The organism is Millisia brevis NBRC 105863 (assembly GCF_001552615.1).
GTDB lineage: Bacteria > Actinomycetota > Actinomycetes > Mycobacteriales > Mycobacteriaceae > Millisia > Millisia brevis.
The window spans coordinates 169,427-186,771 of the sequence record NZ_BCRN01000013.1 but is presented as its reverse complement, the minus strand read 5'-3'; the positions used below and the strand labels follow the sequence as shown (position 1 = coordinate 186,771).

The 17,345-nt window shown below is 68.8% G+C and carries 17 protein-coding genes and 1 pseudogene; 10 read left to right on the top strand and 8 right to left on the bottom strand.

Annotated features, from left to right (window positions below; translation table 11 throughout):
* Nucleotide 1 precedes the first annotated feature (1 nt).
* Together MB1_RS18035 and MB1_RS18030 are read right to left on the bottom strand one after the other, a co-directional pair.
* Nucleotides 2-667: a response regulator gene (locus MB1_RS18035; protein ID WP_066910445.1), complete on the bottom strand. Its 666-nt coding sequence runs from the start codon at nucleotides 665-667 to the stop codon at nucleotides 2-4.
* Nucleotides 664-2,355 carry a sensor histidine kinase gene (locus MB1_RS18030; RefSeq protein ID WP_066910442.1) on the bottom strand — a complete coding sequence of 564 codons (1,692 nt, stop codon included), beginning with the start codon at nucleotides 2,353-2,355 and terminating at the stop codon, nucleotides 664-666. Before MB1_RS18030 ends, MB1_RS18035 begins: the two co-directional genes overlap by 4 nt.
* 143 nt (nucleotides 2,356-2,498) lie before the next feature.
* Here MB1_RS18030 and MB1_RS18025 point away from each other — a divergent pair, with 143 nt between their 5' ends.
* From MB1_RS18025 to MB1_RS18010, 4 genes are read left to right on the top strand one after another with little or no spacing between them, the layout of a single operon-like run.
* On the top strand, nucleotides 2,499-2,876 hold the full coding sequence (locus MB1_RS18025; protein ID WP_066910440.1) for a universal stress protein: 378 nt from the start codon (nucleotides 2,499-2,501) through the stop codon (nucleotides 2,874-2,876).
* Between the two features lie 49 nt (nucleotides 2,877-2,925).
* A complete protein-coding gene (locus MB1_RS18020) occupies nucleotides 2,926-3,948 on the top strand; it encodes a Bug family tripartite tricarboxylate transporter substrate binding protein (protein ID WP_218000265.1) in 1,023 nt (340 codons plus the stop codon).
* A gap of 1 nt (nucleotide 3,949) precedes the next feature.
* Complete coding sequence (locus tag MB1_RS18015) at nucleotides 3,950-4,615, top strand: tripartite tricarboxylate transporter TctB family protein (protein ID WP_084352092.1); 666 nt, start codon at nucleotides 3,950-3,952, stop codon at nucleotides 4,613-4,615.
* Nucleotides 4,616-6,121 (top strand): tripartite tricarboxylate transporter permease, encoded by a 1,506-nt coding sequence (locus tag MB1_RS18010; protein WP_066910434.1) that lies wholly within the window; start codon nucleotides 4,616-4,618, stop codon nucleotides 6,119-6,121.
* Between the two features lie 99 nt (nucleotides 6,122-6,220).
* On the opposite strand, the gene MB1_RS18005 is transcribed toward MB1_RS18010, so the two are convergent.
* The 4 genes and pseudogenes from MB1_RS18005 to MB1_RS17990 all read right to left on the bottom strand — a co-directional run bounded on the left by MB1_RS18005 (nucleotide 6,221) and on the right by MB1_RS17990 (nucleotide 9,654).
* On the bottom strand, nucleotides 6,221-6,925 hold the full coding sequence (locus tag MB1_RS18005; protein ID WP_066910431.1) for a mycothiol-dependent nitroreductase Rv2466c family protein: 705 nt from the start codon (nucleotides 6,923-6,925) through the stop codon (nucleotides 6,221-6,223).
* A 129-nt stretch (nucleotides 6,926-7,054) separates the two neighbouring features.
* Nucleotides 7,055-7,279 (bottom strand): annotated as a pseudogene (locus tag MB1_RS18000) (LuxR C-terminal-related transcriptional regulator); the annotation flags it as partial.
* A gap of 340 nt (nucleotides 7,280-7,619) precedes the next feature.
* On the bottom strand, nucleotides 7,620-8,207 hold the full coding sequence (locus tag MB1_RS17995; RefSeq protein WP_066910428.1) for a GNAT family N-acetyltransferase: 588 nt from the start codon (nucleotides 8,205-8,207) through the stop codon (nucleotides 7,620-7,622).
* 4 nt (nucleotides 8,208-8,211) lie between these two features.
* The gene (locus MB1_RS17990; RefSeq protein WP_066910538.1) at nucleotides 8,212-9,654 is read right to left on the bottom strand and encodes a glycosyltransferase family 87 protein; all 1,443 of its coding nucleotides are present in this window, start codon (nucleotides 9,652-9,654) and stop codon (nucleotides 8,212-8,214) included.
* A gap of 212 nt (nucleotides 9,655-9,866) precedes the next feature.
* On the opposite strand from MB1_RS17990, the gene rpsF reads away from it, so the two are divergent.
* From rpsF to MB1_RS17955, 6 genes are all read left to right on the top strand, one after another.
* On the top strand, nucleotides 9,867-10,151 hold the full coding sequence (rpsF, locus tag MB1_RS17985) for a 30S ribosomal protein S6 (protein WP_066910423.1): 285 nt from the start codon (nucleotides 9,867-9,869) through the stop codon (nucleotides 10,149-10,151).
* A gap of 122 nt (nucleotides 10,152-10,273) precedes the next feature.
* Complete coding sequence (locus MB1_RS17980; protein ID WP_066910420.1) at nucleotides 10,274-10,795, top strand: single-stranded DNA-binding protein; 522 nt, start codon at nucleotides 10,274-10,276, stop codon at nucleotides 10,793-10,795.
* A 50-nt stretch (nucleotides 10,796-10,845) separates the two neighbouring features.
* Nucleotides 10,846-11,088 (top strand): 30S ribosomal protein S18, encoded by a 243-nt coding sequence (gene rpsR / locus MB1_RS17975; RefSeq protein WP_066910418.1) that lies wholly within the window; start codon nucleotides 10,846-10,848, stop codon nucleotides 11,086-11,088.
* 19 nt (nucleotides 11,089-11,107) lie between these two features.
* Nucleotides 11,108-11,566: a 50S ribosomal protein L9 gene (gene rplI / locus MB1_RS17970; protein ID WP_066910415.1), complete on the top strand. Its 459-nt coding sequence runs from the start codon at nucleotides 11,108-11,110 to the stop codon at nucleotides 11,564-11,566.
* A gap of 1,003 nt (nucleotides 11,567-12,569) precedes the next feature.
* On the top strand, nucleotides 12,570-14,003 hold the full coding sequence (dnaB, locus tag MB1_RS17965) for a replicative DNA helicase (protein WP_439646955.1): 1,434 nt from the start codon (nucleotides 12,570-12,572) through the stop codon (nucleotides 14,001-14,003).
* Nucleotides 14,004-14,789: 786 nt separating this feature from the next.
* Entirely contained in the window at nucleotides 14,790-15,188 is a 399-nt protein-coding gene (locus MB1_RS17955; RefSeq protein WP_066910406.1) for a DUF2255 family protein, read from the top strand.
* Between the two features lie 22 nt (nucleotides 15,189-15,210).
* Here the strand turns inward: MB1_RS17955 and MB1_RS17950 are convergent, their stop codons facing one another.
* Both MB1_RS17950 and MB1_RS17945 read right to left on the bottom strand, forming a co-directional pair.
* Nucleotides 15,211-16,209: an AraC family transcriptional regulator gene (locus MB1_RS17950; RefSeq protein ID WP_066910403.1), complete on the bottom strand. Its 999-nt coding sequence runs from the start codon at nucleotides 16,207-16,209 to the stop codon at nucleotides 15,211-15,213.
* Nucleotides 16,210-16,270: 61 nt separating this feature from the next.
* Nucleotides 16,271-17,143: an oxidoreductase gene (locus tag MB1_RS17945; protein WP_066910400.1), complete on the bottom strand. Its 873-nt coding sequence runs from the start codon at nucleotides 17,141-17,143 to the stop codon at nucleotides 16,271-16,273.
* Nucleotides 17,144-17,345: the final 202 nt, after the last annotated feature.

The window sequence follows — 17,345 nt, the reverse complement described above, 5'->3', positions numbered from 1 at the left end:
CTCAGGCAGTGTCGGCGGCGACGAACCGGTGCTCGGGGCGACCGGTGGCGCCGTACCGCAGCTGCATCTCGATGCGCCCGAGATCGGCCAGGTGGCTGAGGTACCGGTTGGCGGTCGCCCGCGAGATCCCCACCAATTCGGCGACCTCGGACGCCGAGACCGGGCCGCCCGCGTCGGCGACCGCCCGCTCCACCGCGGTCTCGGTGGGCGCCGAATGCCCCTTGGCGCGTGTCGATCCCGATGGGGCGCCGTGCAGGATCTGAAACGCGCGGTCGATGTCCGCCTGGACGAGCACCCCGGTGCGATCGAGCGCGCCGCGGAAGCGGCGATAGGCCTCCAGCCGGCCGCGCAGCACCGCCGGATCGAACGGCTTGATGATGTACCCGAGCGCGCCGCGCGCCAGACTGACCGAGACGGTCTCCGGCTCGGCCGAGGCGCTGAGCACCATGAAGTCGCAGCCGATCCGGCGGGCCAGATCGCGCCCGTCACCGTCCGGCAGGTAGAGGTCGACCAGCAGCAGGTCGACCGCCGAGCCCGGTATGCGACCGGCGGCCGCGACGCTGCCCACCGTCTGGGTGACGCTGAAACCCGCTACGGTCGAGACGATCTCGGCATGTATCCGCGCGACGCGGAAGTCGTCGTCGACGATGAGGGTGCGGATGGTCATCGCGGCTCCCGCTGCGCGACCGGCAAGCGGCGGCGCAGCGCCGACCGGCGCAGCGTGGCGTGCAGGATCGCCCCGTGTTCGGCGCCACCGCGGTCGATCAGTCGCACATCCCCACCGAACTGGGTGGTCACCTGGCGGACCAGGGCGAGCCCGAGGCCGCGGCCCGGGTCGTCCGACCCCGATACCCCCGGCTCGAAGATCCGCTGCGCCAATCCCTCCGGGATGCCGGCGCCCGAGTCGGTCACCGTCAGATGGATGACACCCTCCGCTTCCTGGATCTCCACTTCGACGTACCCCGCCGCGGTGTCCCGTTCGGCCGCTGCGTTCGCGGCGTTGTCCACCAGATTGCCGAGCACGACCGTCGCCGGCATCGGGTCCTCGAGCGTGGTCGGCAGCCAGGTATCCGGGCCGATGCGCAGGGTCAGCCCGCGCTCGTGGAGGCGCCCGGCCTTGGCGGTCAGAAAGGCCTGCAGGGTGGGGTCGGCGATCGTGTCCAGGTCGTGCGGGCTGATCCCCAAGGGTCCGGAGCCGAGGACCTGCTCGAGGTATTCGGTGGCCTCCGCGGTGCGCCCGCCGTCGACCAGTCCGTGCACGACGTGCAGCCGGTTGGCGAATTCGTGTCGCTCGGCGCGCAATTCGAAGCCGGCCGTGCGGGCGACCTCCAACTCCCGCGACAGCGCCTCGAGGTCGGTCCGATCGCGCAACGACACCACCACCCCGAGTTCGCGTTGCCGGCGGCGCACCCGCCGGGCGGTCCACACCAGCAGGCGATTGCCCGCCAGAAGGTGGTGGGGCCCGTCCGCGGTGCCGGGTTCGCCCGCTCCCGATCCGAGCAACCGGGTCACCCGCTCGACCAGATCCGCGGGCAGGCCGACCTCGCCGAGCAGGTGTCCCGGTAGCACCCGGTCGCCGAGCAGGCGCTGTGCCTCGGTATTGGCGACGGTGATTCGGCCGGCCGGGTCGACCGCGACCACCGCGTCGGCGATGCCGCCCAGGACGGCCTCGTGTTCGACGACCAGGGTGACCATCTCCTCCGGTTCCAGCCCCAGGGTCAGCCGCCGCGAGCGGCGGGTCAGCAGGATCGAGCAGGCCGCGCCGAGGCCGAGGGAGCCCGCGGCGAAGGCGGCGGCCAGCAGCAGGTCGTCGCGCCAGACCGCGTCGATGACGGTGGTCGAGATGCCGACGCTGACCGCGCCGACCACCGAGGTATCGGAGCCGGGGGCGAAGACCGGCACCTTGGCCCGCGCGGATTCGCCGAGCGTGCCGACCTGCTGGATGACCTCCTCGCGTCCGGCCAGCGCCGCCGACGGGTCGGTCGAGACCGGCCGGCCGACCTCGTCGTTGTCCGGATGGGCCAGTCGGATGCCGCGGTCGTCGACGATCACCACGAACAGCGCGCCGGTGCTCTCCCGCACCCGCTGCGCGACCGCCTGCACCTGGCCGGCCGCCAACTCCTCCTGTACCGCGAGGCCGGCGGTATCTGCGGCGCTCCACCGCGCGACCTCGGAGCGGACCTCGGTGTCGGCGGCGACGGTGCGGCCGATCGCCAACGCCCGCTCGCCGTACTCGATCGAACGATGGTGTGCCAGTTGCCACCCGAACAGCGCGAATCCGACCAGCACCACGACGGCGACCAGCGCGAGCTGCAGAACGAGCAGCTGCGTGGCGAAACGGAGGCGCGGCCGCATCAGAAAACGGTAACGCCGGCCGCGCAAAACGCGCAGAACATTCAGCAAACCGACGAAAGCCCGGAAGCGGGTGTGACCCGCCTTACTGTCCCCACACCAAGAGATCCGGATCACCGGCTCTGGGCAGACACCCGGGAGAGGGAATGACGATTCTGGCGGCGTATCAGGAGACCACGGAAGGGCGCGCGGCGGTGGAACGAGCCTTCGAGGAGGCCCGCCTGCGCTCGACCGATGTGGTGGTGATGGCGGCGGCACCACCAACCCCCGGCGCGGGCAATGTCGGCGAACTCGACGCGTTGATCGGCGGCGCCTCCGATCTGGAGATCGTGGTCCGCCACCCGGTCCGCAACGACCACCTGGCCGACGAAATCGTCGATCTGGGAACCGAACTCGACGTCGACATGATCGTCATCGGACTGCGTCGCCGCTCGCCCGTCGGCAAGCTGTTCCTCGGCTCGGCCGCCCAGGAGGTCCTGCTCAACGCGACCGTCCCGGTGCTCGCGATCCGGACCCTGGACTGACCGCCGTGAACCGACACGAACGACACGCGGACACGAGCGGGGAATCGACATGACCACGCAGACCCCGACCCGGCCGGAGGCGGCCCGGCGCCCGAGCCTGCCGATGATCATCTGGCTGGTCGTCGCGGCGCTGATCGTCTCGGCGGCCTTCGTCAGCACCGCCCGCGGCGGCAGCGGCGACGAGGCGCGCAGCCGGCTCGCCCTGGTCGCGCCCGCGGCCCCCGGCGGCGGCTGGGACCTGGTCGCCCGCGAGGCACAACAGGCCCTCAAGGCCGACGGCGTGGTCAACAACGTCCAGGTGGTCAACATCCCCGGCGCCGCCGGCACCATCGGCCTCGGCCAGGTCGCCGACATGGCCGGGCAGGCCGGAACGATGATGGTCACCGGCACGGTGATGGTCGGCGGCGTCATCGCCAACAACAGCCACACCACCCTCGCCGACGTCACCCCGATCGCCCGGCTCGCGGAGGACTTCGAGGTGATCGTGGTCCCGCGAGGGTCTCCGCACACCACCCTCGACCAATTTGTGGAGGCCTGGCGGGCGAACCCGCACGGTATGCCGATCGGCGGCGGTTCCAAGGGCGGCACCGACCACCTATTGGCCGGCATGATCGCCGAGGACGTCGGCATCGACCCGTCGGCGGTCAACTACATCGCCTTCTCCGGCGGCGGAGAGGCGCTCAACGCGCTGCTGTCGAATACCGTCGCCGCCGGCATCTCCGGCTACAACGACTTCGCCGACCAGATCGAGGCCGGCAACGTGCGGGTCCTCGCGATCGGTACCCGCGAACGCGTCGACGGATTCGACATTCCCAGCCTCGGCGAACAGGGCATCGACGTCGAGCTGACCAACTGGCGCGGTCTGGTCGCTCCCCCGGGGCTGACCGAGGAGCAGCGCAATGTGCTGATCGAGATCGTCACCGAGATGCACAACGGCGCCGCCTGGACCGACACCCTCGAGCGCAACCGCTGGCGGGACACCTTCATCACCGGTGACGAATTCGGCGCCTTCATCGACGAGGAGATGGCCCGGATCGGGGACATCGCACAACGACTGGGAATCGGTGGCTGACATGACCGAAAGCGCAACAACTCCCCGCGAGCCCCATTCGGGCCCGGCCGAATCGACCGTGCGCAGTACGGGTTTGGGTCAGCTGGTGGTGCCGGCGATCCTGGTGGCCGTCGCGGTCTTCCTGATCGTCGGCACGCTGACGATGGATGTGCCACCGAGCGACCAGCGGCCCGGGCCGATGTTCTTCCCCGCGATCGTGATCGGTCTGCTGCTGACGATGGCGGCCGCTTCGACGGTGTTGATCCTGCGGACCCGGCGCGAGACCGCCGCCCTCGAGATGACCCCGCTCGACCGGGGAGCCACCGCCGACGACATCGTCGGCCTCGACGAGAACGGCAATCCGGTCGACGCCTTCGGCAACCCGGTCAACGAGGTCGTCGCCGAACCGCCGCCGGGCCGTGAGCCCTGGCCGACCCACGCCTTCAGCGATTGGAAGGCGTTCCTGACCGTGCTCGGCGCGCTGGTGGCTTTTGTGGTCCTGCTCCGTCCGTTCGGCTGGATTCTGGCTGCGGCGGTCCTGTTCTGGGGTGTGGCGTGGGCCCTGGGGTCGCGGCGACCGATCTTCGATATCTCGGTGGCCCTGGTGCTGTCGTCGCTGATCCAACTGATCTTCGGCACGGTCCTGGGCATCGGCCTGCCGGCCGGATTCCTGGAGGGGGTGCTGTAAATGGATCAACTCGCCAATCTGATGGACGGCTTCGCCGCCGTCCTGACCCCGATGAACCTGCTGTGGGTGGTCGTCGGTTGTCTGCTGGGCACCGCGGTCGGCGTCCTGCCGGGCCTCGGCTCGGCGATGGCGGTGGCCCTGCTGTTGCCGGTGACCTTCGCACTCGACCCGATCGGCGCGTTCATCATGTTCGCCGGCATCTATTACGGCGGCCTGTTCGGCGACTCGACCACCGCCATCCTGATGAATACGCCGGGCAACTCGACGGCGATCGCGTCGACCTTCGAGGGCCATCGCATGGCCAAACGCGGACGCGCCTCGCAGGCGCTGGCCACCGCGGCGATCGGCGCGTTCACCGGCGGCCTGCTCGCGACGATCCTGGTGGTCTTCTTCGCGCCGATCCTCGCCGACCTGGCGACGGTCTTCGGTCCCGCCGAATACTTCGCGCTGGCCGTGGCCGCCTTCCTGGCCACCTCCGCGGTGGTCGCCGATTCGGTGGTCAAGGGCCTCGCGGCCCTGGGCATCGGCCTGGCGCTGGCGCTGGTCGGCATCGACGCGATCTCCGGCGCCGCCCGGTACACCTTCGACATCCCGTCGATGCTCGACGGCATCGACATCGTGGTGATCACCGTCGGCCTGCTCGCCGTCGGGGAGGTCCTGCACGTCGCCTCGCGCATCCACAAGGATCCCGCCGCGACCGCGATGCAGATCGGCAAGCGCCCGTACCTGTCGGGTCCGGAGTTCCGCGAGGCACTGCCCGCCTGGTTGCGCGGCGCCTCGTTCGGTGTGCCGTTCGGGGCGATCCCCGCCGGCGGCGCCGAGATCCCGACGTTCCTGGCGTTCGGCCTCGAACGCCGACTCGATCAGCGGTCGGGCAACCCGAAGTTCGGCACCGGCGCGATCCGCGGCCTCGCCGCACCGGAGGCCGCGGCCAATGCGACCGCCGGCTCGGCGATGGGTTCGCTGCTGGCGCTGGGTCTGCCGACGTCGGCGACCGCGGCGATCATGCTCGCCGCCTTCCAGCAGTACGGCATGCAACCGGGCCCGCTGCTGTTCGACCGCAACGCCGACCTGGTGTGGGCGCTGCTGGCCAGCTTGTTCATCGGCATGATCGTGCTGCTGATCATCAACCTGCCGTTCGCGCCGATGTGGGCGAAGCTGCTGCTGATCCCGAAGCCCTACCTCTACGCGGGCATCACGGTCTTCGCCGTGTTGGGGGTGTACGCGGCGTCGTCGTCGATCACCGATCTGGTGCTGTTGATCCTGATCGGTCTGCTCGGCTACGTGCTGCGCCGCTACGGGCTTCCGTTGGCGCCGGTTCTGATCGCGGTGATCCTCGGTCCGCTCGCCGAGACCAGCCTGCGGCGCACGCTCGCGATCAGCGAGGGGCACGTCGGGGCGCTGTTCGACTCGCCGGTCTCGCTGAGCCTCTACGGGCTGATTCTGCTGGGCCTGGGCTGGATGGTGTGGTCGCGTCTGCGGCAGCGGGCCTCCGCGGACATCTGACCGGCCGATATCCGACGGGCGACGCACGCAAGACCGCCCGGGTGCCACACGATTCTCGTGGCACCCGGGCGGTCGCCCGTGCAGGGGGTGGAAGGTCTGTCAGCCGAAGATCGGCAGGTCGATATCGGCCCGCTTGGTCCGCTTGAGTTCGGAGAACTCGGGGAAGTCGACGAAGGTGCGCAGCGCGTCGTAGAACTTCACCGCGGTCTCGTCGTCGGGAACCTTGGAGATCACCGGACCGAACAGCGAGTTACCGGTCGGCGGGTCGTAGGTCAGGATCGGGGTGCCGACGTCCGGGCCGGTGCGGCGGAAGGCCTCGTCGCTCTCGGCGCGGATCAGCGTGTCGTAGGAGGTGTCGTCGGCGGCGTCGATCAGATCGGCGGGCAGGTCCGCCGACGCGATCAGTTCGGCGAAATCGACCGACTGCGATGCCTCGGCCAACCGCTCGAAGAGATCACCGGTGAGGTCCTTGCGGTACCAGTAGTGCTCACCGAAGGTGCGGTACAGCTTGGCGACCGCATCGTTTCCGAGCCGCTCGCGGGCCGCGGCGCAGATCCGCAGATAGCTCAGGGTCCGCTCCTGGGAGCGCACCATGCCCTCGGGCAGATCGTTCTTCTCGTTGATGAATCGCAGGGAGATGAACCGCCAGCCGACCGCGATACCGCGCAGTTCGCTCACCCGTCGGATCCACACCGAGGTCTGCCAGGCGAAGGGACAACCCGGATCGAAGAAGAATTCGACGTCGTAGGGGCCGCCCGGCAAGTCCGCAACGGCAGTTTCGTGGGATTCCGCAGTGGTCGTCACATCGGTAGCCAACCAGGGCGCGACCGGTTTATTCCAGCATCCGCCGGCATCGGTCCGATATGCACGGCTCCGACCCGGTGATACCCCCGACCGGGTCGGGCGCGGAGTTCGTCCGGGTCTCCGGTCGACTCAGAGTTCGTCGACGGTGACCAGGCCGTCCTGCAGAGCGCGGGCGACCAGGGCCGCCTTGGACGAGGCCGGGCGATTGACCTCCGCGTACTTGGCCCGGATGCGGGTCAGGTGGGTGTTGACCGTGCCGAGCGAGAGGACCAGTTCCTCGGCCACCCGCGACTTGGAGTCCGAGCGCAGCCAGGCGAGCAGGACTTCGCGTTCACGAGCGCTCAGCGACGGCCGCACGAACTGCGGACGGCTGTCGGCGGCCGAATCGACGGGCAGGATCGGATGCAACGCGCGGAGGGCTCCGGTGGCAGGTTCGGCAGGAGTTGTCGTCATAGTGCACCTCTCGGCCCGGCCCGATTGTTACGGGTCCAATGGTCTGAAACGAGGGGGAACGCACCTCTATCGAGTGCACTCCGCGAGCCATCGATAGTCGATTGTGCGTGAGTGCGTCCCCCGCCACCAGTCCTATCGCCGGCCACCGCCCGAATGTTGCGGTCGTGTCCGATCTGTTAGAAAAGGTCTGCTCCACCGCCGAACAGGAGTCTACTACCGGTCGCCTTCGGCAGGGTCGCGTTCATCCGGCGGCGAGGGACCGTTCCAGTTCGAGCCGCACCCCGGGCCAGTCGTCGTCGACCATCGCGTAGAGCGCGGTCGTCCGCCACGAACCGTCCGGCAGCGGCCGATGCTTGCGCAGCAGGCCCTCGAAGCGCGCACCGAGTTTCTCGATCGCGGCCCGCGAGCGGGCGTTGTGCTCGTGGGTATGCCATTCGACGCGGACCGCGCCCTGCTCCTCGAAGGCGTGCCGCAGCATCAGGTACTTCGACTCGGTGTTGATGCCGGTGCCCTGTGCCCGCGCCGATAGCCAGGTGTACCCGATGGTGACGAATCGCAGGGCCGGGGTGATCTGGTAGTACGACGTCGTTCCGACCGGCCGGCCGGTGACCGCGTCGACCTGCAGATACGCCTGCCGGTGGGGTGTGGCGAGGGCGGCGTCGACGAAGGCGGCGGCGCCGGCCCGGTCGGTCGGCAGCGGGGTGATCCCCGTCCAGATGAACAGCGCCGGATCGTCGGCGGCCTCGACCAGAGCGTCGGCATGGTGCGATCCCAGCGCCTCCAGGCGCACCCGTCGACCGGTCAACACCTGCGGTGCCCACGAACTCATCGGATCAGTCTGCCATCGCCGCCGGATGCGGCCGGAGCCGTTCGAGCGGCGCCTCGCGACGCAGTCGGGCCCGCGCGAATACCGCGAACAGGATCACCAACAGGATCGCCCGACCCCACACGCCGACCTGGACGATGTCCTGCTCCAACTGGTAGTCCCCGGTCCCGATGGCCGCGAAGTAGCGGAAGACACCGATCCCCATCACCAGGTCGGCGACGAGGTACAGCCCGACGAGCGTCCACGGCACCCGCAGCAGCACCAGGAAGGGCACCAGCCACAGCGTGTACTGCGGCGAGTGCACCTTGTGCAGCAGCAGGAAGGCGCACAGCATCATCGCGCTGACCGCGACCCACGGGTAGGCGCCCACCACCGCGCGCCGCCGCCACCCGATCGCCAACGCCGCGGCGAAGCCGAGGATCAGCAGCGCGGGCGAGAGCACCGAGACGAGGTTGTTGTAGCTCTGCTCGGTCTGGTCGGTCCACCCGCCGGAGGCCATGATCGGCCGCAGACCCCAGTACCAGATCGAGTTGGTGGTTATGTCCGCCTGCCGCAGGCTCTGGAATTCGAACGACGCCCACCAGCCGCGCGGGCCGAGCAGGGCGAACGGCAGATTGATGACCACCACCGTCGCGACCGCCGCACCGATCACCGCCAGGGCGCCGGCGATGTCGTAGCGCGGGCGTCCCCCGATCGGGATGGGGCCGGTCGCCGCACGGGTGACGTCGCGGACGCGCGTCGGCCCGGCGATCGGGTGCCCGTCGTACCCCTGCGTGAGCACGTAGAGCGCCAGCGGCGCGACGAACATGCCCGGGTAGAGCTTCAGACAGAAGCCGATGGCCAACACCACCGACGCGAGGATCGCCCGGCGGCGCAGCGGCATCGCCGGCAGCAGCGTCATGATCGCGATCGCCCCGACCGCGCAGGCGACCACCGGCAGTTCCCAGTTGTGGAAGGCGTACATCACCAGCGGCGGCCCGGCGGACCAGAGCATCGCCGCCCACCCGGACATCCGACCCAGCATCCAGGCGGTCAGCAGTCCGAAGGGCGCCATCAGCAGGGCCGACCAGAGCAGGAACTGCGCGTCGTTCGACGACGGGATCGCCGCGAGCCACATCAGCAGGCCGCCGAGGACCGGGTACTCGACCGTGCCGCCGAAGAGCGCCCCGTCGGGGGTGATCCCGCCGGTCAGGTACGGAAAAATGTGGTTGTTGATCTCGCGGCCGAGCCACAGATGCTGGATATCGGAGTAGCAGACCGCGGTGTCCTTGACACTGTCGTAGAAGGTGGTGCGCCCGTCGACGGTGAAGCCGGCACTCCCGAACGGCGGGGCCGCACACCGCGCCTTGTTCAGGTAGCCCAACACCAGGAAGACCGCCGCGGTCGCCACCACCGTCGGTACCGCGGCTCCGGTCGACGAGCCCCATCCGGTCGACGAACGCAGACGCATACCGGCCACCGTAGTGCGATCGCGGCCGCGTGCGACGCCCACCCCGATGGGCGAGCCCGCCGCGCCGCCGGTGACCTGCCCGGTTGCCGTTCGAGGCCGATTTCACCTTTGACCACCCCGACCGGTACGATCGTGCGGTTGCCGACGCAGGCGACCCTCCTGCTGCGGATAGTCCGTAGCCGTTCACAGTCCATAGGAGGTGATGAGGTCTTATGCGTCAATACGAACTGATGGTCATTCTCGATCCCAATCTGGACGAGCGCACCGTCGCCCCATCGCTGGATACCTTCCTCAACGTCGTTCGTCAGGACGGCGGCAAGGTTGACAACGTCGATATCTGGGGCAAGCGCCGCCTTGCTTACGAGATCGCCAAGCATGCCGAGGGCATCTACGCGGTCGTCGCGATCTCGGCCCAGCCGGCCACGGTCAGCGAACTCGATCGCCAGCTCGGACTCAACGAGTCGGTTCTGCGCACCAAGGTGATGCGTCGGGCCTGATCGGCCGTGCGGTCGTTCCCGGGGGCTGATCGGCACTGCGCCGACCAGGTTGTCGGTGCTCGACCCTAGGCTCGATCCGATTGGTGACATTCGGACACCCGTTCGCGAAATGGGAGTAGATCATGGCAGGCGAAACCGTAATCACGGTCATCGGCAATCTCACCGCCGATCCGGAACTGCGCTTCACCCCGGCGGGTGCGGCCGTTGCCAACTTCACCGTTGCCTCCACCCCCCGCACGTTCGACCGTCAGTCGAACGAGTGGAAGGACGGCGAGGCACTGTTCATGCGGTGCAATATTTGGCGCGAAGCGGCAGAGAACGTCGCCGAAACGCTCACCCGCGGCTCGCGAGTGATCGTTTCCGGACGTCTCAGGCAGCGCTCGTACGAAACCCGTGAGGGTGAGAAGCGCACGGTCGTGGAGCTCGAGGTCGACGAGATCGGCCCGTCGCTGCGCTACGCCACCGCGAAGATCACCAAGACCACCGGTCGCGGCGGCGGTGGAGGCGGGGGCGGCTTCGGCTCCTCCGGTTCCTCGTCCTCGGGCGGCGGCTCGCGCGGGGGCAACGACGATCCGTGGGGCAGCGCCCCGCAGGCGTCGTCGGTCTCCTCGTTCGGTGGCGCCGACGACGATCCGCCGTTCTGACCGTGTCCAGCTAGTTCACACGCTTTTCGGCAAGAATTTTGGAGTAACTCATGGCCAAGGCACCGGCCCGCGAGAAGGTCATCAAGAAGAAAGTTTGTGCCTTCTGCAAGGAAAAGAACACCGTAATCGACTACAAGGACACCGCGCTGCTGCGTAAGTACGTCAGCGACCGCGGCAAGATCCGGGCCCGGCGGGTCACCGGAAACTGCGTCCAGCACCAGCGCGATATCGCGATGGCAGTCAAGAACTCCCGCGAGGTGGCTCTGCTGCCGTACGCGGCGACGGCCCGCTGACCCGAAGGGAGACGAGACGATGAAGCTGATTCTCACCGCCGACGTCGACAACCTCGGAGCCCCGGGTGACACCGTCGAGGTCAAGGACGGCTACGGCCGCAACTACCTGCTGCCCCGCGGCCTGGCCATCCCGGCCACCCGTGGTGCGCTCAAGCAGGTCGAGGGTATCCGCCGGTCCCAGCAGGCCCGCGCGGTGCGCAACCTCGACCACGCCAACGAGCTCAAGCAGGCCATCGAAGGCCTCGAAGGGGTCCAGCTCGCGGTTCGCTCCGCGGCCGGCTCCGGCAAGCTGTTCGGCTCGGTCACCACGTCCGACGTCGCTTCGGCGATCAAGGCCGCCGGTGGACCCGTGGTCGACAAGCGCGCCATCGAGCTGCCGAAGGCGCACATCAAGGCGACCGGCAAGCACGATGTCACCGTCAACCTGCATCCCGATGTGGTTGCCGCGCTGACGATCGAGGTTGTCACCGCCGAGTGAGTCGTGCGGCCTCGTGCCGCGCTCACCGTGTTCCGTCGAGAAGCCGGGTTCCCGCTGAGGGAACCCGGCTTCTCGCGTATGTGGGCCGACCATCGGCATTTCCGCACGGCGCGATTTCCGGCTCCGTCGACGGCACGCGCCATTGGCGCCGCACCCGCCGGCCATTCGAACCCATCGTTCCATTCCCCGCCCGGGGGCGCTCAACCCGCCGTGGCCGCAGTCGACAGGGCCGGGGCGGTGGCCGCACACCGTCGTCGGCCCGGGACCTCGAGGACAGCGCCTCCCTACCCGTACGCAGGACGGTCTTTCGGCGCGGATGTCCGGACCCGCCGGCCGAATCCGGCGCGGCGACCGTTCCGGCGGGACTCATTGAATGGATTCCCAATACCGTGGGAACGAATGGGAACGATAAACATCTTCCCATCCGCGGACTCCATTCCCCACCAGGAGAATGGTCTGTTATACCCAGATGTATCCAGAGGTGTGGATAACTGGATCGCGATAGGCGCAACATGTGACCCGTATCACCGGATCAGGTATTGCGTCGAGGGGCGACACGCCCGGGATGTCAAGTCGGCGGACACGCCGCAAGAAGATTCATCCACAGCAGATCCGTGGCCTGTGGAGACGCTGACCTGGAGCGATGCCTCCCACTCCGCTGCTCCATCCCCATGTTGTCCCCGGGTGCTCCCCATCGATCCACCGGATATCCACCGCACGTCCCCGGGCCTGTCCACATCTCGATTTGGCGACCGGCACCGGGACGCCTAGCGTTCCCCGAACGACATCGCGACGGCAGGACTTGTCGGAGCCTTCCGGTCTACTGACAGCAGCCAACCAACGGCGGTGGACGTGCGGTACGCCTCGGGGCGGCCGGACGGACAACGGGTCTTCAGTCGACCCTCGCGCGGCCTTCCGCGCGGGCGGCTGGACGCTCGACGCCCTCGGGACGGCGCGCGAGCACCCGCGGGTGGATCGGAGTAGACGAGGGGTGGAGCGGGAATTGGCAGTTGTCGACGACAGGGGTCATGCCGACTTCGGTGGGCGTGGTCCCGCGGATATCGGCGCGCGTCGCTCCGGCAACGGATCGGACTACGACGCCTCGGGCGAGGACTTCGGCCGTAAGCCGCCCCAGGACCTCGCTGCCGAGCAATCGGTCCTCGGCGGCATGCTGCTGAGCAAGGACGCGATCGCGGACGTCCTCGAGATCCTGCGGCCCGGCGACTTCTACCGCCCCGCCCACGAGAGCATCTACGACGCGATCCTCGACCTCTACAGCCGCGGCGAGCCCGCCGATCCGATCACCGTCGCCGCCGAACTCGAGCGCCACGGCGCCCTCGGGCGGATCGGAGGGGCGCCGTATCTGATCACCTTGACCCAGACGGTGCCCACCGCGGCCAATGCGTCGTTCTACGCCGAGATCGTCGTCGAGAAGGCGATTCTGCGCCGCCTGGTCGAGGCGGGTACCCGCATCGTGCAGTACGGGTACGCCGGCGCCGACGGCCAGGATGTCGCCGAGGTGGTCGACCGGGCCCAGGCCGAGGTCTACGAGGTCACCGAGCGACGCGCGGCCGAGGACTACGTCCCGCTCGAGGAACTGCTCCAGCCGACGATGGACGAGATCGACTCCATCGCCAGCCGCGGCGGCATCTCGACCGGTGTGCCCACCGGCTTCACCGACCTCGACGAGGTGACCAATGGCCTGCACCCCGGCCAGATGATCATCGTCGCCGCTCGACCCGGCGTCGGAAAGTCCACTCTGGGAATGGATTTCCTGCGTTCCTGCTCGGTGACGCATGGCATGGCCAGCGTGATGTTCTCGCTGGAAATGGGGCGTACCGAGATCGTGATGCGCCTGCTGAGCGCCGAGGCGAAGATCAAGCTCGCCGATATGCGCGCGGGCCGGATGACCGACGAGGACTGGACGCGCCTGGCGCGCCGGATGAGCGAGATCAGCGAGGCCCCGCTGTTCATCGACGACTCGCCGAATATGACGATGATGGAGATCCGCGCCAAGGCGCGCCGCCTCAAGCAGCGGCACGACCTGAAACTTGTTGTGGTCGACTACCTTCAGCTGATGACCTCCGGCAAGAAGGTCGAGTCCCGCCAGCAGGAGGTCTCCGAGTTCTCCCGAAGCCTCAAGCTGCTCGCGAAGGAGCTCGAGGTTCCCGTGGTCGCGATCAGCCAGCTCAACCGTGGTCCGGAGCAGCGAACCGACAAGCGCCCCATGGTCTCCGACCTGCGCGAGTCCGGCTCTCTCGAGCAGGACGCCGACATGGTCATCCTGCTGCACCGCCCGGACGCCTTCGAGCGCGACGACCCCCGCGGCGGCGAGGCCGACCTGATCCTCGGCAAACACCGCAACGGCCCCACCGCCACGGTCACCGTCGCCCATCAGCTGCACCTGTCGCGCTTCGTCGACATGGCGCGGGGATAAGTACTGGCGGTCGAGCGTGTGAACTCGTCCAGCGAGTGGACGTTCCCCATTCGGTCGGGTCCCGCAGGGCTGATAGAGGAGTCTGTAAGGGATATCTACGTGGCAGCCTGCTGCGCGGTTGGCGACGACTTGGAGTTCTACGTCGAGAGTCGGCGAATCGTTCCAGTTCGCTGGACCATCAGAGACGGTCGACCACAAAGCGAGGGCCTGCTGATAGGCCTGGACGCCACGGACACACTGGCCGGTAGCTATGAGGCGTCAGGGTATCGGTTCGGATTCAACCGAAATTGCACTTCGGCCGAGGCGACGGTCGCCGTTGCGGAGGCTACGCAGGATTGGCTTGCCGATTTCGGCATCCGATGGCCGTACCGAGAGGGAGTTCATCTCACTCCTACCGTGATCTCGGGTAGACCGATGTGGACCGAGCGTGGGACCGGTACCAACGTAGCCGAGATCGGGGCGCTACTCGACGAGTTTCATTGAGAGCTCCTCCATAGGCTGGAAGTACTGTGCGCCGAATGGTCCCTGGTGTGACGGCGGCCGTTCGCGCAGCAGATCTTGTTGTGCCACTACGAAATTACGAGCAAGCTACCGAGCATGTTCCCGCGCCATGTGCGGCCCCGGGCCCACCTGCACAGGCGGTACGACCGTCCTCGAAAGGGGTTCCGCCGGTACCCCGAAGATCAGGCACTCCCGCCGACCGGAGCCGGGGTGTTTGCTCGATGTCGAGGAGCCACCACCGCGAGCGGCGCGACGGGACTCCCGCGACGCGAGTGAGGGAGTTTGATGTCCACCTGGACCGAGAAGCAACTGAAGAGCATAGGCGGCGCCGACGAGCTGCGGATCAGCTCCCGCCGCGCGGACGGCAGCCTGCGGCCCTATGTCACCATCTGGGTCGCGCGCAGCGGTGACGATATCTATGTGCGTTCCGCGCACGGGGTCGACAACCCGTGGTTTCGCCGGGCGACGGCGTCCGGAAGCGGGCGGATCAGCGCCGGCGGGGTCGAGACCGACGTGACCTATGTGCGCCCGGCCGAGCGCGTCCACCCGGCGATCGACACGGCCCTGCACGCCAAGTACGACCGCTACGGCCGCGGGCCGGTCGGTGCGATCACCGGGCGGTCGGCGTGGCCGGGCACCCTCAAGGTGGTGCCGGCGGCACCGACCACCTCGGCCGCCGAGTAACCGCCCGATTCGGCGCAGCCGATCAGCTGTCCGATAGTGCCTCGGCCCGTACGGATTCCGGGGTCGTCCCGGTCCATCCGCGGAACGCGCGGTAGAAGGACGTGGTGTCGTCGTAGCCGAGCAGGTACGCGATCTCCGCGGTGCGCAGGCCGTCGCGGTGCAGGTAGGTCCGCGCCAACTCCTCGCGGGTGGCCGCGAGGACGGACGAATAGGTCCGCCCCTCGTCACGCAACTGTCGTTGCAGTGTCCGCGGGCTGACGGCCAGGCGGGCGGCGATCGTGCCCATCGAGCTGTCCCCGGCGGCCAGGGTCTCTACCAGCACCGCCCGCACCTGCTGGGAGACCCGGTCCGCCGCTTCGACGTCCGCCAATCGGCGCCGCAGCTCCGGCGCCAGGATCCGCCACATCGTCTCGCTTTCGGTCAGGAACGGCGCCCGGATGTCGGCGGCGCGGAACCCGATCGCATACGCATCGCCGCCGGTGAGCCGGGCACCGAAGTACTCCTCGAGCGCCACGCGATCGGACGGCATCCGCGGCACGGTGACCCCGGCCGGGCGAATCCGACGCCGGGTTCCGATGCGCGCCAAGGCCGTCCAGAAGACGAGCTCCGAGGTGGCCAAAAGTTCCGGGGGCTCCGACCGGTCGGGCCAGTGGTAGGTGATCACCAGATCGTCGGCGGTTTCGGCCAGGTCGAGGCGCAGCGGTCCGATCAGTGGTTTGAAGTCGGCGACCCGCCGAGCGGCGACCGCCAGGTTCGGGCTGCTGAGCGCGGCGAGGATCGGTGGGCTGAAGGTCTCCACCGAGATGGCGGCACCGACGTCGACCGCCAGCCGGCGATCACCGGATTCGCGGTCGAGCGCCGACCACAGCCGGTAGTACTCGTCCGGTGACAGTTCGACCGGTTCGCGGGTGAACAGGTCGTCGGGCAGGTCGGCCGACCGCAGGACGGCGCGGGCGGACAGGCGCAGGTCGGCGATGAACGCCCGCATCGCCGGGTCGACCGTGAATCGCCCACCGCTCATGCGCGCCACCCTACTGTCGTGCGATCGGTTGTCACCGCTGGTTGTCGGCCCGCGGGCGGCGTCAGTGCGCCTCGGTCGCGGGGGAACCGACCGACTCGCCGACCTCCCCGGTGGGGATGCCGGTGGCGCGCCGGATGAACGCGTCGAAGCCGCGGTCGGGCAGCACATCGTGCAGCAGGATCATCGGCTTGGCGCCGTAGCCGACCGCGTAGCGGGTCTTCGGTCGACGGGCGGTGACCGACCGGGTGATCGTCCTGCCGATCAGCGCGGGTTCCGACGATCGTTTCCGGGTGGACTCGGAGGTCAGCGACGTCGCGACCGCCCGACCCTGGGGGCCGTAGGGGCCGGAGCCGGACACCGCCCGCACCTTCTCGGCAGCGATCTGCGGCCACTCGGTGCGGATGCCGCCGGGTTCGATGACGATCACGTCGATGCCGAAGGGTTCGACCTCCATGCGCAGGCAGTCGCTGATCGCTTCCAGGGCGTACTTGGTCGCGTGGTACCAGGCGCCGAGCGGGGTGGGGATCTTGCCGCCCATCGAGGTGACGTTGACGACCTTCCCGGACCGCTGGGCCCGCATCGTCGGCAGCACCAGCTGGGTCAGGCGGGCGGCGCCGAAGACGTTGACCTCGAACTGGGCGCGCGCCTCCTGCATCGGAACGTCCTCGAGCGCACCGTAGGAGCCGTAGCCGGCGTTGTTGACCAGCACGTCGATCCGGCCCTCCGCGGCGAGGATGTCCTGCACAACCCCGCGCATCGAGTTGTCGTCGGTCACGTCCAGCGCGATGGGGCGGATGCCCTGCTCGGTCAGATGAGCCATGCGTTCGACGCGGCGGGCGGCCGCGTAGACGACGAATCCTGCCGCGCTCAGCTCGACGGCGGTCGCTTCGCCGATACCCGATGACGCTCCGGTCACCAGTGCCACCCGTGTCATTTCCAGCCACCTCGGATCTTTGTTGGGGGACGTTCCGGGCGGTGCCGGGGTCCGTCGTCGGCTGTCGAACCGATATCCCCAGCTTCGGGCCGGGCGGCCGGTGAATCCTGGCCCGAGGCGCCACACCACTTGCCGATCGCGCCAACGTCGTCTCCCCCGCCCGGCGCCCGGGACGTAGGCTGGTCGGGTCCGCCCACCGACG